Source organism: Pantoea sp. X-Soil-MYKO-1785, from assembly GCF_059730675.1.
The window spans coordinates 1,068,068-1,086,091 of the sequence record NZ_AP036000.1 but is presented as its reverse complement, the minus strand read 5'-3'; the positions used below and the strand labels follow the sequence as shown (position 1 = coordinate 1,086,091).

16 protein-coding genes are annotated in these 18,024 nt (G+C 56.1%); 13 read left to right on the top strand and 3 right to left on the bottom strand.

The window, feature by feature from the left end:
* Positions 1 to 5 precede the first annotated feature (5 nt).
* From AC6I8D_RS04965 to AC6I8D_RS04955, 3 genes are read right to left on the bottom strand one after another with little or no spacing between them, the layout of a single operon-like run.
* Positions 6 to 1,391 carry a heavy metal sensor histidine kinase gene (locus AC6I8D_RS04965; protein ID WP_497819732.1) on the bottom strand — a complete coding sequence of 462 codons (1,386 nt, stop codon included), beginning with the start codon at positions 1,389 to 1,391 and terminating at the stop codon, positions 6 to 8.
* Complete coding sequence (locus AC6I8D_RS04960; RefSeq protein ID WP_497819731.1) at positions 1,388 to 2,062, bottom strand: heavy metal response regulator transcription factor; 675 nt, start codon at positions 2,060 to 2,062, stop codon at positions 1,388 to 1,390. The genes AC6I8D_RS04965 and AC6I8D_RS04960 overlap by 4 nt, the downstream gene beginning before the upstream one ends.
* Positions 2,063 to 2,085: 23 nt before the next feature.
* Positions 2,086 to 2,841: an alpha/beta hydrolase gene (locus tag AC6I8D_RS04955; protein ID WP_497819730.1), complete on the bottom strand. Its 756-nt coding sequence runs from the start codon at positions 2,839 to 2,841 to the stop codon at positions 2,086 to 2,088.
* Between the two features lie 823 nt (positions 2,842 to 3,664).
* Between AC6I8D_RS04955 and AC6I8D_RS04950 the strand changes: the two genes are divergently transcribed.
* The 13 genes from AC6I8D_RS04950 to AC6I8D_RS04890 all read left to right on the top strand — a co-directional run bounded on the left by AC6I8D_RS04950 (position 3,665) and on the right by AC6I8D_RS04890 (position 18,022).
* Complete coding sequence (locus AC6I8D_RS04950) at positions 3,665 to 5,641, top strand: alkyl/aryl-sulfatase (RefSeq protein WP_497819729.1); 1,977 nt, start codon at positions 3,665 to 3,667, stop codon at positions 5,639 to 5,641.
* A gap of 67 nt (positions 5,642 to 5,708) precedes the next feature.
* Entirely contained in the window at positions 5,709 to 6,500 is a 792-nt protein-coding gene (locus tag AC6I8D_RS04945; RefSeq protein ID WP_312053560.1) for a hypothetical protein, read from the top strand.
* 112 nt (positions 6,501 to 6,612) lie between these two features.
* The gene (locus tag AC6I8D_RS04940; RefSeq protein ID WP_497819728.1) at positions 6,613 to 6,906 is read left to right on the top strand and encodes a YicS family protein; all 294 of its coding nucleotides are present in this window, start codon (positions 6,613 to 6,615) and stop codon (positions 6,904 to 6,906) included.
* Between the two features lie 32 nt (positions 6,907 to 6,938).
* Positions 6,939 to 8,123, top strand: a complete 1,185-nt coding sequence (locus AC6I8D_RS04935; protein ID WP_312053558.1) for an OmpP1/FadL family transporter — start codon at positions 6,939 to 6,941, stop codon at positions 8,121 to 8,123.
* A 107-nt stretch (positions 8,124 to 8,230) separates the two neighbouring features.
* Positions 8,231 to 9,814, top strand: a complete 1,584-nt coding sequence (locus AC6I8D_RS04930; RefSeq protein ID WP_312053556.1) for an arylsulfatase — start codon at positions 8,231 to 8,233, stop codon at positions 9,812 to 9,814.
* A gap of 54 nt (positions 9,815 to 9,868) precedes the next feature.
* Positions 9,869 to 11,161, top strand: a complete 1,293-nt coding sequence (locus AC6I8D_RS04925; RefSeq protein WP_312758162.1) for an anaerobic sulfatase maturase — start codon at positions 9,869 to 9,871, stop codon at positions 11,159 to 11,161.
* A complete protein-coding gene (locus AC6I8D_RS04920; RefSeq protein ID WP_497819727.1) occupies positions 11,161 to 12,159 on the top strand; it encodes an AAA family ATPase in 999 nt (332 codons plus the stop codon). The genes AC6I8D_RS04925 and AC6I8D_RS04920 overlap by 1 nt, the downstream gene beginning before the upstream one ends.
* Positions 12,159 to 13,085, top strand: coding sequence for a DUF58 domain-containing protein (locus AC6I8D_RS04915; protein WP_312053551.1), 927 nt, complete (start codon positions 12,159 to 12,161; stop codon positions 13,083 to 13,085). The genes AC6I8D_RS04920 and AC6I8D_RS04915 overlap by 1 nt, the downstream gene beginning before the upstream one ends.
* Positions 13,066 to 13,503 carry a DUF4381 family protein gene (locus AC6I8D_RS04910; protein ID WP_312053549.1) on the top strand — a complete coding sequence of 146 codons (438 nt, stop codon included), beginning with the start codon at positions 13,066 to 13,068 and terminating at the stop codon, positions 13,501 to 13,503. Before AC6I8D_RS04915 ends, AC6I8D_RS04910 begins: the two co-directional genes overlap by 20 nt.
* Entirely contained in the window at positions 13,496 to 14,473 is a 978-nt protein-coding gene (locus tag AC6I8D_RS04905) for a VWA domain-containing protein (protein WP_497819726.1), read from the top strand. The genes AC6I8D_RS04910 and AC6I8D_RS04905 overlap by 8 nt, the downstream gene beginning before the upstream one ends.
* Positions 14,470 to 15,996, top strand: a complete 1,527-nt coding sequence (locus tag AC6I8D_RS04900; protein ID WP_312053547.1) for a vWA domain-containing protein — start codon at positions 14,470 to 14,472, stop codon at positions 15,994 to 15,996. Before AC6I8D_RS04905 ends, AC6I8D_RS04900 begins: the two co-directional genes overlap by 4 nt.
* A complete protein-coding gene (locus AC6I8D_RS04895) occupies positions 15,993 to 17,009 on the top strand; it encodes an oxygen tolerance domain protein (RefSeq protein WP_497819725.1) in 1,017 nt (338 codons plus the stop codon). Before AC6I8D_RS04900 ends, AC6I8D_RS04895 begins: the two co-directional genes overlap by 4 nt.
* A complete protein-coding gene (locus AC6I8D_RS04890; protein ID WP_312053739.1) occupies positions 17,009 to 18,022 on the top strand; it encodes an HAD family hydrolase in 1,014 nt (337 codons plus the stop codon). Before AC6I8D_RS04895 ends, AC6I8D_RS04890 begins: the two co-directional genes overlap by 1 nt.
* Positions 18,023 to 18,024: the final 2 nt, after the last annotated feature.

Below are 18,024 nucleotides of genomic sequence, written 5' to 3'. Positions count from 1 at the left end.
GGTGGTTAATGGTGTCGCTGCGGAAAGCGTAGCGTAAATCGGGTGATGCCGTGCGCGCTGCTCACCTCACAGCTGCCCTGATGTAAACGCATAATGCTGCGCACAATTGAAAGCCCTAAGCCGCTGCTGCCCTGATGCCGCGACGCCTCAGCGCGCCAGAAACGCTCAAAAACCCGCGCCTGCTGTTCGGCGCTCAGCGTCGGGCCGTGATTTTCCACCACCAGTTCGATAGCCGTCGTCTGCGCCTTGCTGCAGACGCTCACCGGGGTGCCCGCATCGCCGTAGCGCAGCGCGTTGGCCATCAGGTTAGCCAGCGCGCGTTGCACTAACTGCGGATCGGCCCGCAGTTCGCCCTGCAGTCGCATCTCCAGCCGCATCGCCTTTTCCTCTGCCATATCGGCAAAATAGCTCTGCAGTTTGCCGCCGAGCTGCGCCAGATCGAGAGGTTGTTCATTCAGTGCCTGACTGGCATCTTCGGCTTTGGCAAGAAACAGCATGTTGTCGATCATCTTCGCCAGCCGTTCCAGCTCTTCATAATTAGATCCGAGCAACGTTTGGTAATCGCTCTGACTGCGCGTCTGGCTCAGCGCGACTTCGGTCTGGCCTAACAGCGTGCCGATCGGCGTGCGCAGTTCGTGCGCCATATCGGCAGAAACCTGACTCAACTGCTGATAACCGCTTTCGAGGCGGCTCAGCATCTGATTAAAGGCGGCCACCAGCGGCTGCAATTCAGCCTGAGACTGTTCGGGCATGCGGCGGGATAAATGACGCACATCGATCGCTTCTGCTTCTGCTGCAAGGCGGCGCAGCGGTGACAAACCGCGTCGCACCAGCCAGATGCTGATCGCCGCCACCAGCAACGCCGCCAGCGCAGTTGCCAGCAGGATCTGCTGACGATAATGGTTCAGGGTGTGTGTCCGGTCACGCATCAGGCGGCCGGTGACGATTTCTATCTGCCCGCTGCCATCCCGGGTTGGCGTCAGCGCCGCCGCCGAGATAAACGGCGTACCGTTGGCGCTGACCAGATGATGCACCGACGACAGCGTCAGCGGCTGGTCAGCGGCAACCGGCGTAATTGCCGGCAGAGGACGCTGGCCGGGATTCACTACAATCAGCGGCGGCTGGCCGGGGAAACGCAGCACCAGCAACGACTCGGTATTGCCGAGCATGTTGGCGAACAGGCGAGGTTTCTGCTGAATCAGCGTAATCGCATCTTCATCGCGCAGCAGGGTGCGGATCTGATCGATACGCGTCAGCAGTGCGGCATCATCCCGCACGCCAATCTGCTGAGCCAGTGAGTGATAAAGCGCAAAACCACAGAGTGAAAAAATGGCGATCACCGTGACGCTGAGCATCAGCGACAGACGCAGCGCCAGGGAACGTCGCTTCATGTTTCTGCTTCGCAGCGGTAACCCACACCGTGGACCGTGTGGATCAGCGGCTGGGCAAACGGACCATCAATTTTCTGCCGCAGACGTTTAACCGCCACATCGACCACGTTGGTGTCGCTATCAAAATTCATGTCCCAGACGCGTGAAGCGATTACGGTGCGGGTCAGCACTTCGCCAGGATGCAGCAGGAACAGATGCAGCAGATTGAACTCTTTGTTGGTGAGATCGATGCGCTGCCCGCCACGCTCGACGCGCCGTTTAAAAACGTCGAGCTGCAAATCAGCCAGCCTCAGAATATCCGGCAGCTTCTGCTGGCTGCCGCGCCGCAGTTGCGTACGGACGCGCGCCAGCAGTTCGGCAAACGAGAACGGTTTGACCAGGTAATCATCCGCGCCCAGCTCCAGCCCTTTGATGCGGTCTTCCAGCGTGCCTTTGGCGGTCAGGAAGATGACCGGTGTGTGGATCTGCTTATCCATCGCCGCCATCACCTGCCAGCCATCAAGGCCGGGCATCATCACGTCGAGTAAGATCAGATCATAATGATGCTCGCGGGCATAGAACAGGCCATCAACGCCATTTTCCGCCACGTCGACGATAAAGCCCGCTTCGGTCAATCCTTTGCGCATGTAATCACGAGCTTTGGCCTCATCTTCAATCACCAGAATTTTCATGCGCCTCTTCCTGCCGGTTGTTTTCAGGGCTGCGCCTGGTGCGCGGCTTGCTCGATCAATTTTACGACATCATCAGGATGGGACTGATACACCGAATGGCTGGCACCGGCAATTTCTACCGTATGGCTGTGGGCGCGTCGGGCATACATCCGCTCCAGATCGGGACTGATAATTTTGTCAGCTTTCGCCACCATGTACCAGCTGGGTCGGGTTTTCCACGCCGGATCGGCAATGTTAGCGGTGAACACCGCGGCGTTGGTTGGCATCTGCGCATGCGCTTCAAAGTCGGCCTGCGCGGCGGGCAGGTCGGCAGCGAAATCGCTGTGATAATACTGTGGCGCAATGGTCAGATAGCCATCGGCCGAGCGGGCAAACGGATGTGCGCTGTTGGGAAATTTTTTACCGTTGCTGGCCTCGGTTTCACCGTTATCCGGCGCATGGGCGGCAATGTAGACCAGCCCCGCCACTTTACTGTCGTTACCGGCTTCACTGATGATCGCCCCGCCGTAGCTGTGACCGACCAGGATCACCGGGCCATTCTGCTGATCGATAATCCGTCGCGTCGCCGTTACATCTTCTGCAAAGCTGGTCAGCGGCTGTTGTACCAGCGTCACCTGATATCCATCATGGGTCAGCCGGTCATAGACCGGACGCCAGCCCGCGCCGCCAACAAAAGCGCCGTGTACCAGCACAATATTTTTTACCGGCTGCGCCTGCGCCTCACCACCGACGATAGCCAGCAACATGCCCACGGCCAGAGTAATGCTGTTCAGTTTCATCTTCGTGCTCCTGATTAGAAAGGTTCGCCTACAGGATAGGAAACCCACTCTGACATCAGGGTGAGCGAGTTATGACAAAACAATGACAGCGGCTGGCGCGGGGCTTATTCGGGCCGCTTTCTGCAATAGTCTTTATGATCAATCCTGCTGCTTCAATACCCCGTGACCTTTGAACAACATCATTATATTCACAGGAAATTTGATGCTGAAACGTTATTGCAAAATTCATCTGCTATTCATTTCGTTCATAATGCAAAAATACAGCTTTAGCTGTCGTCAGATAAATTCTTTCATCGCACCATCGGAATTACGCCGCTGTTCTGCCTGAAACCGGCGTAATTGTGCCGTCGCTGAAATAACAGGATGGCATAGCGGAAATTTATGCGCGCCAGCTATTTCTGAATGCGTCAGGTCCACTTATTTCTGTGTTTTTTAATAATGAGTCCTGAACAATAGCGACACGAGCAAAATGAGGAAATTCTCAAAAAGATAAGATGACGCCTAAACGCGGGTGAAAAATGGAAAGAGTGCCGATTCGCTTACCCTTCAAATTAACCATTAAAATCAACAACATAAAAAACAATCCAGGCGGCATGAATTTCTCATTATTTGACACTCCTCAAAATTACCGAACAAAATCTTCAATTTCACTTAACTTAAACTTGTGAATTATCAAGAAATTGCTAACGTTAAAACAAATGTTAGCAATTATTGCTATTCCTTAACGCCCGATGCCTGCACCTGATGCCGGGCGCTGTAAGCACGTTATTAGTTTCGCTGTAGCGAATGCAGTTTTCATTCGTCTGATAATCCCGAGGAATCCATGAAATTAACACCTCTAGCCCGCAGTCTGGCCCTGGCCGGTTTACTCTCTACCGCTTCGCTTAGCGTATTTGCTGATGAGGCACAGAAGGACGCCGCACCTGCTACCAAACAGGCCAATGATGCCCTATATCAGCAACTCCCCTTCGATAATAAAAGTGATTTTGCCGATGCCCATAAAGGATTTATTGCCGCCCTGCCTGATGCCGTCATAAAAGGTGAGTCAGGTAATGTTATCTGGGACCCCAAACAGTACGCCTTTATCAAAGAGGGTGAAAAAGCACCGGATACGGTCAACCCGAGCCTGTGGCGTCAGTCTCAGTTGATTAACATCAGTGGTTTGTTTGAGGTTACCGACGGGATTTACCAGATACGCAACCTCGACCTCTCCAATATGACCATTATTGAGGGCAAAGAAGGCGTCACCGTGGTTGATCCGCTGGTTTCAGCTGAAACCGCCAAAGTTGGCATGGATCTTTATTTCAAAAATCGCGGTAAGAAACCGGTGGTGGCAGTGATCTATACCCACAGTCACGTTGACCACTATGGCGGCGTGCGTGGCGTTGTCGATGAAGCTGACGTCAAATCGGGCAAGGTGAAAATCTATGCACCGGCCGGCTTTATGGAATCTGCCGTTTCTGAAAATATCATGGCAGGCAACGTCATGAGCCGTCGCGCCAGCTACATGTACGGTAACCTGCTGAAAGCCGATGCGAAAGGCCAGGTCGGGGCAGGTCTCGGCACCACCACCTCAGCCGGTACGGTGACGCTGATCGCCCCGACCGATTACGTCACCAAAACCGGTGAGAAACGCGTCATCGATGGTCTGACCTACGATTTTATGATGGCCCCTGGTTCTGAAGCCCCGGCTGAGATGCTGTGGTTTATCGAAGAGAAAAAGGTCATCCAGACAGCCGAAGACGTCACCCATACCCTGCATAACACCTATTCGCTGCGCGGTGCCAAAATTCGTGAGCCGCTTCCCTGGTCCAAGTACATCAATGATGCGATTAACCGCTGGGGCGACAAGGCAGACATCCTGATGGCGCAGCACCACTGGCCAACCTGGGGCAATGACAATGTTAACAAGCTGCTAAAAAGTCAGCGCGATCTGTATCGTTACATTAACGACCAGACGCTGCGGATGGCCAACGAAGGCCTGACGCGTGATGAGATTGCCGCACAGTTCAAGCTTCCGCCGTCACTGGCCACCATGTGGGCTAACCGCGGTTACTACGGCTCGGTCAGCCACGACGTAAAAGCAACCTACGTGCTGTACCTCGGCTGGTTTGACGGCAACCCGGCAACGCTTGACGAACTGCCGCCGGAAGATGCCGCGAAGAAATACGTTGAGTACATGGGCGGTGCCGACAGCATTCTGCAGAAGGCCAAATCGGATTACGACAAAGGGGATTACCGCTGGGTCGCCCAGGTGGTCAGTAAGGTGGTATTTGCCGATCCGGATAATAAAGCCGCGCGTAACCTGGAAGCCGATGCGCTGGAGCAGTTGGGCTATCAGGCTGAATCCGGCCCGTGGCGTAACTTCTACCTGACCGGCGCGCAGGAACTGCGTAACGGCGTGAAACAGCTGCCGACGCCGAATACCGCCAGTCCGGACACGGTCCGTGCCATGACGCCGGAAATGTTCTTCGATTACCTGGCGCTGCACATTAACGGTGAAAAAGCCGCCAATGCCAAAGCGGTGCTGAATGTGGACTTTGGCGGCGACGGCGGCAAGTACAAGCTGGAGCTGGAAAATGGCGTGCTTAACCACACGGCAAATTCGTCAGCACAGAATGCGGATGCAACCCTGACGCTTTCCCGCGAAACCCTGAATAAAGTGATCCTGAAAGAGGAGACGCTGAAACAGGCACAGGATAAAGGCGAAGTGAAAATCACCGGCAACGCCGACAAGGTTAACGAGCTGCTGGGCTACATGGATAAGTTCGACTTCTGGTTCAACATGGTCACGCCGTAAAAACCCAGCCGGTAGCGTAATGCTACCGGCTTTGTATTTAGCGACTGACGTTCCGGGATGATTTTCAATGAAAACTGCAAAGATGAGCGCCGCGTGCCTGCTTTTTTCTTCGCTTGCTGGCAACGCGTACTCAGCCGATCCGCCGGCAGACGCCGCCCAGGCTAATAACCCGCTGGCAAACATGACTGCATTTAACATGCAGAATTATTACATCGGTGACGTCAGCGAAAGTGACAAAGACGCCAACCAGTTCTGGTTCCGCTACGCACAGCCTTTCTCGCTGGGCGAAAGCAAGTGGCTGCTGCGCGCCTCGCTGCCGATCAATACCTACCCTTCTCCGCCCACCGGCGGACATCAGACCGGGCTGGGCGACCTGAACCTGTTTACCGCTTATCTGATCGATACCGGCAATCCGGCCGTCAGCTTTGGTTTTGGCCCGCAGATCACCGCGCCCACCGCGACCGAAAATTCACTCGGCAGCGAGAAATGGTCCGCCGGGCTGGTCAACGTGCTGTTTGATGCCAGCTCACCGAAAATTCAGTATGGCTATCTGGCTTCCTGGCAGCACAGCTTTGCCGGTGAGGGTGACCGCAGCGACGTTAACCTCGGCGCTTTCCAGCCGTTCGTTTTTTATCAGCTGGGCGGCGGCACCTATCTGCGTGCCGCGCCTATCTGGAATTATAACTTCCAGAACGACAGCTATGGCGTGCCGCTGGGACTGGGGGTCGGACAGGTCATCAAACAGGGTAAAACGGTTTATAACTTTTTTGTTGAGCCGCAGGCATCGGTCGCCGACGACGGGCCGGGACAGCCTCGCTGGCAGATTTTTGCCGGCCTTAACCTGCAGTTCCTCAACTGATAGCCGGGGAAACCCCGGCATTTTTACCGGCGCAGAAAGCAGAATATTTCGCGCCAGCGGCCGGATGCTTTCAGCAAATCTGGCAAATTTTACCGTTTAGCGGAGCCCGAAAATGAACCTTGCCACAGCCGCTATTGGCTCACTGTTACTGTTATCAGCGCTGCCGGCGGCATCATCGCCGTATCAGAATCTGGAATACGCGCTAAAGGAACAGAAGATTATTGCTGACCTGCGGACACACTGCGCCCTGGGGAAAAATATCCCGGATGAAAAAATCCGCTCAGCATTTCTCAGTAATGAAAACAGCCATCAGCTGATCCTTACTGCAGCCGACGCGCTCTCTGCGGGTAACCAGCAGGTTTACGCAGAATCTTTAGAACAGATCCGGTGTCCTGACATCAGATAAGCCGGCCACAGTCATCATCTTCCGGAGGCATTATGCTGCGAATTACTGGGCTGCTGGCGTTACTTGTATTTTCCGCTTCATCACCGGCCAGCGGACTTTATCTTTACGAAATAGGTACCGATGACATAGGTCTGGCCGGAGCCGGTCAGGCAGCCCGCGCCCAGGATGCCTCAACCCTGTTCACCAACCCGGCGGGCATGACAATGCTGCCTGATAAAATGCTGACTCTCGGTGCGCAGGCCCTGTATGGCGATGCGCCTTATCATCTGGACGATGACGCCCGGCTCAGCGGCAACAGCCCTGGCAATGTTATTGGCTGGTTTCCCGGTGGCAGCGCTTTTTACACCCAGCGGATATCACCGACCCTCAGTGCTGGCGTCGGCTTTTATGGCAACTACGGGCTGGGTCTGCACTTTGGTGACTGGGCCGGTGAGAATCTGGTCAGGGACAGTACGCTACTGGCGGTCACCCTGATGCCTGCACTGGCCTGGCAACTCAGTGACGCCGTTTCGCTGGGTGCAGGTGTCGGGATTAACTATGGCCTGCTAAAAATCAAGCGCGCCCGCGGCGATGAACTCTCCGATCACGACTGGGCTCTCAATGGAAAGATCGGTGCGCTGTGGCAGTTTACCCCGCAGACGCGGGCCGGATTAACCTATACCAGCCGGACAAACTATCACTTCAATGTTAACAACACCGTCCGGCTTGACCAGCTCAATAACTCCCCGTCCTGGACACTACCGATCGCCGCCACCGTCAATACGCCTCAGCAGATCATGTTGAGTCTGTTTCATCAGCTGAATGACCGCTGGGCTGTGATGGGCGATGCGGGATGGCAGGACTGGAGTGATTACAGCAACAGTGAAATAACCGTGGCCGGTAACCAGGTGGGTGACAACGGTCGTCTGCGTGATACCTGGCACCTCGCGCTGGGCACCCAATTCAGGCTCACCTCTGACTGGACGCTGAATACCGGCGTTGCCTTCGACAGCAGCTTCTACCGCAACCAGCAGGATACCTCCCTGACCATGCCGTCCGGTGATACCTGGCGCTGGGGCGCGGGTGCGCGTTACCAGCTCGATGCTGCCAGCAGCATCGGCGCGGCCTTCGAATACGCGCACATTGACTCGTCACAGGTCTCATCGCCGCTGATTAAAGGGCGTTACGACAACCCTGCTCTCTACTTTTTTGGCATCAACTACAGTCGGACATTCTGAGCCGGCAAACCAAGGAGGCGCATCACATAACGTAGCATCGAACGATCTGACCGGACGGGTAAAAACCTTGCCCGTCCTATGAGAGTCCACTTGACTGGAGCACAGAAATGTCAAACGTGCCATTTTGCAAATCGCTGCTCGCCTCAGTGCTGTCTGTCGCCTGTTGTGCAACCAGCGCCTATGCAGCACCGGCGAGCAACACCCCGACGGCGCCGGAGCAGAACAATCAGAAGCCCAACATCGTCGTCATATTCGGTGATGATATTGGTTACTGGAACCTCAGCACCTACAACCAGGGCATGCTGGGCTATCAAACGCCGAATATTGACAGTATTGCGGCGGAAGGTGCCAAGTTCACCTCCTACTACGCAGAGCAGAGTTCCACCGCTGGCCGTTCTTCGTTCATTACCGGTCAGATGCCGTTCCGTACCGGGATGAGTAAGGTCGGCATGCCTGGCGCGCCACAGGGTTTGCAGAAAGAAGATCCGACCATTGCCAGTATTCTCAAGCAGCTGGGTTATGCGACCGGTCAGTTCGGGAAAAACCACCTTGGCGATCGCAACGAGTTTCTGCCGACCGCCCATGGTTTCGATGAATTCATGGGCAATCTTTACCATCTTAACGCCGAAGAAGAACCGGAAAACCCCGATTACCCGAAAGATCCTGAATACAAAAAACAGTTTGGCCCGCGTGGCGTCATTAAGTCTTCTGCCGACGGGAAAATTGAGGATACCGGTCCGCTCAATGTCAAACGTATGGAAACCGTCGATGAAGAGACGCTGGCGGCTAACAACGACTTCATGGAGCGGCAGGTCAAAGCCAATAAACCGTTTTTCACCTGGTACAACACCACCCGTATGCATAACAAAACCCACATCAAACCGGCCGATAAAGGCGTAACCGGTTTGGGTGACTATGCCGACGGCATGGTGGAGCACGACAAAATCGTCGGTGAAGTGCTGAAGAAAATTAAAGATCTCGGCATAGCAGACAACACCATTGTGGTTTACACCACGGACAATGGCCCGATGACGGCCACCTGGCCTGATGCGGGCATCACCCCGTTCCGCGGTGAGAAAAATACCGGCTGGGAAGGCGGTTTCCGCGTGCCCGCGATGGTGAAATGGCCGGGACATATCAAGCCCGGCACCCTGATCAACGACATTTTCGGCAGTAATGACTGGTTCCCGACCCTGGTGGCCGCAGCGGGCGTGCCGGACATCAAACAGCAGTTACTGAAAGGCTACAAAACCAGTGCCATGACCTACAAAGTGCATCTTGATGGCTATAACCAGCTTGATTTCATCACCGGTAAAACCCAGGAGGATCCGCGCAAAGAGTTCTTCTACTGGAGTGATGACGGCGATCTGCTGGCGATGCGTTACGGGCGCTGGAAAGCACACTTTATGATTCAGGAACGTTCAGGGATGGACGTGTGGAAATACCCGTTCGTCAAACTGCGCGTCCCGTTGATCTTTGACCTGAAAATAGACCCACTGGAAAAAGGCACTGATGGCATGGATTACAACCATTGGTTCTACGATCGCCTGTTCCTGCTGGGCGGTGCGCAGAAATATGCCACTGAAATGCTGCAGAGCTTCAAAGAGTTTCCGCCACGTCAGAAACCGGGTTCATTCACCGTGTCTGATGTGTCGAAACTGATTGAGGAAGGCAGTCCGGCTACCAACTGATGCTCTGACCACATTACCGGGTGACATCCTTCACCCGGTTATCAGGAGGCGTTCATGAAGTACAGCACTACTCTGCCGGTTAAACCGCTCCCGACAGCGGAAAAGTTCAGTGGCAAAGGGCCGGCTTACACACGCCGTTTTCACGTGATGGCAAAACCCACCGGATCGCGGTGCAATATTGACTGTAACTACTGTTTTTACCTGCATAAAGAACAGCTTCTGGAACAGGACAGACACAGCGGGATGAGCGATGAGGTGCTGGAAACCTTCATCCGGCAATACATTGACAGCCAGGATGGCGAACAGGTGGTGTTCTCCTGGCAGGGCGGTGAACCGACCCTGATGGGACTTGAGTATTTTGAAAAGATTGTCGTGTTGCAAAAGAAATATCAGAAGCCGGGTCAGCGCATTGAAAACGATCTGCAGACCAACGGCATTCTGATTAATGACCACTGGGCGCGCTTCCTGCGCCAGCATAATTTCCTGGTCGGCATTTCGATTGATGGCCCGGCTGAGCTGCACGATCGCTATCGCGTTACCCGCAGCGGAAAACCCACCTTTGAGAAAGTCATGGAAGGTGTCGCTGCGCTGAAACGACATCAGGTTCCGTTTAACGCCTTAGTCACCGTCAACCGCACCAATGCCCGCTTCCCGCTGGAGGTCTACCGCTTTCTGACCCGCGAGTTGGGTGCCACCTACATCCAGTTCAATCCCTGCGTTGAGCCGGTCGATTTTAAACAAACCGCGCCGCAGTTCTGGCGGGATGACAGCATACCGGTGATCGGTACCCGTCGCGCCAGACCCGGCGACCTTGATTCAATTGTCACCGACTGGTCAGTAGATCCGGATGACTGGGGCCGCTTTCTGATTGCGGTGTTCGAAGAGTGGGTAAACAACGATTTAGGCCGCGTTCAGGTCAACCTGTTTGAAACCGCGGTGGCACAGACCATGGGCATGCCGGCGCAGATCTGTATCACTTCAGAGTTCTGCGGCAAAGGGCTGGCGATTGAAAAAAACGGTGACATCTTCTCCTGCGATCACTACGTCTATCCCGAATACAAATTAGGCAATGTGCAAAGTACTAAGCTGGCGCACATGGCCTTTTCCGAGCGACAAAAGGCTTTTGGCCTGGGTAAACGCGATACGCTGCCCGCAGCCTGCAAACGCTGCCCCTACCTGAAACTCTGTTACGGCGAATGCCCAAAAAACCGCATCGTCAGAAGCGAGGAAGGTGAAACGGGGATGAATTATCTCTGTCCCGGCATCAAAGCCTTTTTTAGCTATGCGCAGCCGATGCTGGTTGGCATCGCGACGCTGCTGAAACGACAGACGGTGGAACCTGCATAATGACTAATCGTGAAAAGCTGCTGGCGCTGGAAGCCAGTATGAATAAACAGGTCATCGGACAGCAGGAGCTGGTACGAATGCTGATCGTAGCCTTACTGTGTGACGGTCACGTACTGCTGGAAGGGTTGCCGGGTCTGGCGAAAACCCGTGCGGTGCGTGAACTGGCTCGTCATATCGAAGGCGAATTCCGCCGCATCCAGTTCACCCCTGACCTGCTGCCGTCAGACATTACCGGCAGCGAAATCTATCAGCAAAATGCCACGCGCGAAGAAGATCAGTTTCGGTTCCGTCCTGGCCCGGTGTTCGGCAACATTATCCTCGCTGATGAGATCAACCGCGCCTCAGCCCGCGTGCAATCCGCGCTGCTGGAGGCGATGGAAGAACGCCACGTTACCGTGGCGGGCAATACCTGGCCTTTGCCGGGGGTTTTTATGGTGCTGGCAACACAAAACCCGGTCGATCAGGAAGGGACCTGGCCCTTACCTGAAGCGCAGCTTGATCGTTTCCTGATGAAGGTAATTGTCGATTACCCCTCGAAAGAAAATGAGCAGTTAGTGATGCAACTGGTGCGCGCTGAGCAACAGGCAAAATATCAGCAAAAACAGCCTGACAATCCCCCTCCTGAAACTGACCCGTTGCTGATCAGCCAGCAGGATATCGCCGAATGCTGGCGTGAAATCGCCGCTATCTACGTTGCTCCCACCGTTGAGCAGTACATTGTCAATCTGGTTGAAATGACCCGTCATCCCGATCGGGTCAGTGACACTTTTGCCGGTTATATCAGCCTCGGCGTCAGCCCGCGCGGTACGCTGGCACTGGATCGCTGTGGCCGCGCCTGCGCATGGCTGGATGGACGTGATGCGGTGTTACCGGAAGATATTCAACGCATCGCACCGGCTGTGCTGCGCCATCGACTGCTGCTGAGCTATCAGGCAAATGCCGATAACTGCACGCCCGACCAGGCGATCGCTATGCTCCTCAAAGCAGTGGTGCCGTGATGTCAAAGCCGCTGACGCTTGAACTGGCTGACCTGATGGCGCTGGCGGGTGACGCACAGCGACTGGATAATCCACCGGGACAAATTCCCCCCGGTGCGTTAACCGGGGAGCGTGTCTCCCGCCAGCAGGGCCGTGGCCTCAACTTCGATAGCCTGCGCCGCTACCAGCCGGGTGATGACGTCAGGCTGATCGACTGGAAAGCCACCGCACGCCTGCGCTCGCCGTGGATCCGCCTCTACAATGAGGAGCGCGAACGGCCGGTCTTCATCCTGGTGGACCAGCGTCTGGAGATGTACTTCGGTACCCGTTTTCAGATGAAATCGGTGGCGGCCGGAAACATTGCCGGCTTACTGGCCTGGCGAAGCTGGCATGATGGTGACCGGCTGGGCTGCGCGGTACTGGGTGATGATGAACTGGCCCTGCATCCCTGCCGTGCGCCCAAACGCAGCCTGATGCCGATTCTCACCGATATCCAGCGTCTGAACGCGCAGCTTCCCGCCCATTATGCGCAACATCCCCGACAAACCGTCTCGCTGTCAGAGGCGCTGCAACGTATCGTCCGCCTGCTGCCGTCAGGCTGCTGGCTGGGGATCATCAGTGACTTTCACGATTTGGATGCGCGCTGCGATGCGGTGCTGGCTCACCTGCGCCGCCGCTGCGACATTACCGCCTTTGTCACGCTTGACGATCTTCATCGCCGCCTGCCGTCGCACGGTGAACTGGCGGCTTATTACCATGAGGTAAGCACCACACTGACGCTGACCTCACACCTCAGCGACCGCATTCAGCACAGCGTTACCGGGCGACTGTCGCAGCAACAGCGCCGGCTACAGCGCGCGGGGATCGCAGTGAAAACTATCGTAACCGGTGAGGCCGTGCTGCCACAGCTACAGCAGGAGGATGCGCATGCTGGCAAAAGGGTTTAGCACTCCGGAACTGGCGCATCCAGCGCTGCCAGCTGCGGCCTCATGGTTGCCGCTACCACCAGGCTGGACGGTGCTCGGCGTCATCGTGTTGCTGATAATGTTTATTGCCTTGCTGAGCATGCTGGCGCGCTTTCGCCGCAACCGCTGGCGGCGCGAAGCACGTAAGCAACTTCCCCAGCAACAGGTGGATGGCTGGATAACATGGGTTAAACGGGTGCTTCTGGTGCAACACCCGCGGGCCCGGGTCAGCCAGTGGCGGTCGCCGGAACAGATTCTGGCGCAGACACCGCTCGATGAAGAGCTGCGCGCGCTAATGTGCCGTCGTTATTGTCAGCCTGACAATCAACTGGAAAGTGCTGTCAATCAGCGTATTGCGACGCAGTTGCGCCACTGGCTGGAGACGCTGCCCCATGTCTGAATTTTTATCACGGATCGATTTTGCCTGGCCGTGGGCGGGCGTGCTGCTGTTTTTACCGCTGATTACCCACTATCTGCTCCCGGCGAAGCGACCGGTAAGTGAACAGGTGCGGGTACCCTTTTTACCCGCACTGGCTGAAACCCTGCAGCTTTCAGCCCCGGCGCCGCAAACCAGCTGGCGTCACCGTCTGCTGTTCTGGATAGTCTGGATCTTAATGATTGTTGCACTGGCCCGGCCCGAATATCTGATGCCGCCGAAAACGATAACAAAACCGATGCGCAACATCGTACTGGTGCTGGATGTCTCCGGTTCAATGGATAAAAACGACGGTCAGGACGGTCAGACGCGTTTACAGGCGGTACAGCAAACGGTGCGCACCTTTATCAGCCAGCGCAAAAACGATCGTATCGGTCTGGTGATTTTTGCCAGCCAGGCGTGGCCTTTTGCGCCGATCAGCGAGGACAAGCAGGCGCTACAGGCACGCATCAGTCAGCTCGCACCGGGCATGATTGGGCAGCAGACTGCAGTGGGTGATGCGCTGGGCGTGGCGGTTAAACTGCTGGATCACAGCCTGGACGCTGACGCATCAAAAATGGCGATTCTGCTGACCGATGGCAATGACACCGCGTCTCAACTGGCGCCTGACATCGCCGCGCAGCTTGCCGCTGCGCATCACGTTATGGTGCATACCATCGCCTTTGGTGATGTTAACAGCAGCGGCGAAGATAAAGTTGATACGGCGCTGCTGGACACTATCGCCCGGATTACCGGCGGTAATGCCTGGCGCGCGGCGACTAACCGCGATGCGCTGGCGCAGGTCTGGCAGCAAATTGATGCGCAGACGCCGGAACAGGTGAAAACGCTGGGCTTATCCTGGCATCGTCCGCTGTTCGTCTGGCCGTTAGCCGTTGCGCTGCTGCTGTTACTGCTGTTTTCGATCGGCAGCACGATGATGAGGCGACGCGCATGAGTGATTTCCACTTCCTCTATCCCTGGCGACTACTGGGTTTGTTGCTCTGTCCGCTGCTGTTCTTTTTCGCGCAGCGCTCAGGCAGTGCCTGGCATCGTGTCATGGAAAAACCGTTTGCCGCGGCGCTGATCAAAGGTCAGCGCGCACGCGCACGCCAGGTGCTGCCGTGGCTCTTTGGCTTCGGGATATTGGCGTTAGCCGGTCCGAGCTGGCAACGCGACCTGCCTGCCGCCTTCACGCCCGAAAACAATGTCATGGTGATAATGCAGCAGGATCTCAGCATGCTGGCACAGGATGTACCGCCTGACCGCCATCAGCGCATGCAGCAGAAGATCGCCGCGTTAATGGCGCAAATGCCCGGCAGCCATTTTGGTTTGGTGGTCTACAGCGCCAGTGCCTGGCTCACCACCCCGCTAACCCACGATGCGGAATTTTATAACCTGTTCCTGATGGCACAGCAGCCGACACTGGTGCCACAGGGTGAAGGCTCGGGACTGAGACAGGCTATAGGGCTGGCGCTAAAAAACCTGCCCGCTTCACCGGAAGCCCCGCGCGCGCTGATACTGGTGGCTGACAGTATTGCCGCGCAGGACGCTGACTGGCTGCGGCAGCAAAACCTGCCGCTACAGATCTGGGTGGCAGGCACGGCAAACGGTGGACGGTTGCCGGAAGCGCAGGCGTCGCAGGGTATTGATACGCGTCTCAATGTCGCGCGTTTCGAACAGGTCAGTCATGGCGGTATTCCGGTGACGCTGGTTTCTGCCGAAGATGATGACCTTCGCGCGGTCAGCGGCCATATCCGGCAGAGCGTAACGGCGCAACAGAACAGCCGGCAGGATTTGCAGTGGAAGAACAGCGGCTATCTGTTGATCATCCCAATGCTGCTACTGCTGCTGCTCTGGCGACAGCAGCTGTTCTGCCTGGCGGTGCTGATGCTACCGCTGCTCGCCTGGTCACCCGGCAGTTCAGCGGCACTGCTCGACGCGTGGGTTCGCCCCGATGTGCAGGGTCAGTTTGCCTTTGACCGCGGGAACTATCAGGCCGCCGCCGAACGTTTTCAGGATCCGTTACGGCGGGGCATCGCCTTCTATTACGCAGAAGATTATGTCGCGGCACTGGGAGCGTTTCGTCAGGTTCCGGCCAGCGCGGAAAGTCTGTTGTGGATCGGCAACTGCTACGCGCAACAGAAATCCTGGCAGCAGGCACTGACCAGTTATGATCAGGCGCTGAGTTTACGGCCTGAATGGGAAATGGCTCAGCAAAACCGGGCGAAAATTGCGCATATCATCATGCAACTGCGGCAAAAAGAACGCGATCGTCAGGCCGATCAGCATGAGCAGAAGGATGAGGATCCTGATGCGATTAAGCACGATCTCAAACCCGATCAGGGGGTGAACCAGCTGGATATCAAGCCGATCGCCGGGGCTCCGCCTTCGGCGGAACAGTGGTACAGCAACCTCACGCTTTCACCCGGCGGATTACTGGAAAATCTCTACCGTTCAGCCCCGGCGGAGGCACCATGAAGAGACTGCTCGTTTGCCTGCTGTTGCTGCTCAGTCAGCCGGTGCATGCCGAAATGGCCATGACGCGTGAGCTGGTCGCACCCGATCAACTGGTGCCGGGCCAGCCGGTGACCGTTGCCGTGACTTTCTGGACCGACAGCTGGTTTAATCCGCCGCCGCAATGGCCGGAGATGGTGATTGAAAACGGCAATCTGCTTAACACGCCGCTGCCCAATCAGCTGGTAACGCGTAATAGCGACGGTATCAGCTGGAGTGGTATCCGCATGGAACGCCAGGTGATGGCATGGGATCAGGGCACGCTGCGTTTTCCGGCTGCGGATATGGTGATGATCTCTGCGAATCAGCCCCCCAAAACCGTGTCGCTGCCGGTGCTGGAGAAAACGGTCAGCTGGCCCGCCGACGTGCGTCAGCCGGACCGTTTCCTACCCGCCAGCACGCTTGAACTTTCGCAGCAATGGCACATCTACCGCGCCATGGAGGATCAGCAGTTACACGTCGGTGACGTCATTGAACGGGTGGTGACAGTGCGTGCCACTGATGTGATTGCCGTGCAAATCCCGCAACTGCTGTATGCCATTCCCGGTTCCGGTGCGCAGCGTCTGCCGCCGGTAAACAGCAATCTGACGCAGGGACGGGATGAGATCGTCGGCGCGCAGCGTGAAGAACGATTGCGTTACCTGCCCTCTCAGGCCGGTGAACTGGTGATCCCCCCGCTGCGTTTGCGCTGGTGGGATACGCGCCAGCACCAGTGGCAGCTGGCTGAATTACCCGGTGCCCATTACACCCTTGCCGCTGCACGTCCGGCGGGCAGTGAACAGGCGTTGAAAGCCCGTTCGCCCGTCAACTGGCTGCCATGGCTCACAGCAGCAGCGATCGTGCTGCTGCTGATGCTCGCGGGCTTCTTTTCCCGACACCTTGTTAGTCAGAGCCTGCAAAGGCTGGTTCAGCGTCTGCGTAAATACTGGCGGATCGTCCCGCTGCCCGACCTTATTCCCACCAAAAGGCAAAAATGATGAAACTAAAACCCTTGCTGGCGTTGCTGATAACGGCTCATCTCAGTTCGGCTTTCGCGGCAGACGATCCGCTTAACGCATGGAATGACGGCCACGCAAAACAGGCTATCGAACAGTGGGTAAAGGAAACCACCTCATCGAATAGCAAAGATTTCATTCCTGTCAGTCAGCGTTATGTGGTGTTTGATAATGACGGCACATTGTGGCCGGAAGCGCCGCTGACCTTTCAGCTGCAGTTTGTGATTGATGAAATCAAACGCCTCGCCCCGCAACACCCGGAGTGGAATGACAATGCCTTAGTGCAGGCGGTCATTAACAACGACCTGAACGCGGTGAAGCAGTCGGGCAAAAAGGGGCTGATGCAGTTGATGACCCTTACGCACAGCGGTATGACAACGGAGGAATTCAGCCAGCGGGTCAGCAACTGGGTCGGGAGCCATCAGCATGTGCGTTTCGGTTGCCGATATGACCAGCTTGGCTATCAGCCGATGCGCCAGTTGCTGGATTACCTGCGCGATAACGGTTTCAAAACCTGGATTGTATCCGGTGGCGGCATCGATTTTATGCGCGTGCTGGCAGAAAAAATGTATGGCATTCCACCCGAACAGGTTGTCGGCTCCTTTTCGCTGAGTGAATTCTCTCTGACCGATAATGGCACGCAACTGCGAAAAACCATGAACGGTGCTTTCTACGATGACGAAGCGATGAAGCCGGTCGCCATTCATCTGTTCATGGGGCGGCGTCCGGTCGGCGCATTTGGTAACAGCGACGGCGATGTGCCGATGCTGCAGTACACCTCCGCCAATCCGGCCTATAAAACCTTTGGTCTGCTGGTTCATCACACCGATGCGGCGCGCGAATATGCCTACGACGCGCATCCGCCCGCCAGCGGCAAGCTTATCAGCGGTCTCAGACTGGCACCCCAAAAGAACTGGGTGATTGTCGACATGAAAAAAGAGTGGAAAACGGTGTTTGACCCTGCGCAATGCGCCGCGAATCAAAGCAATAAATAAGA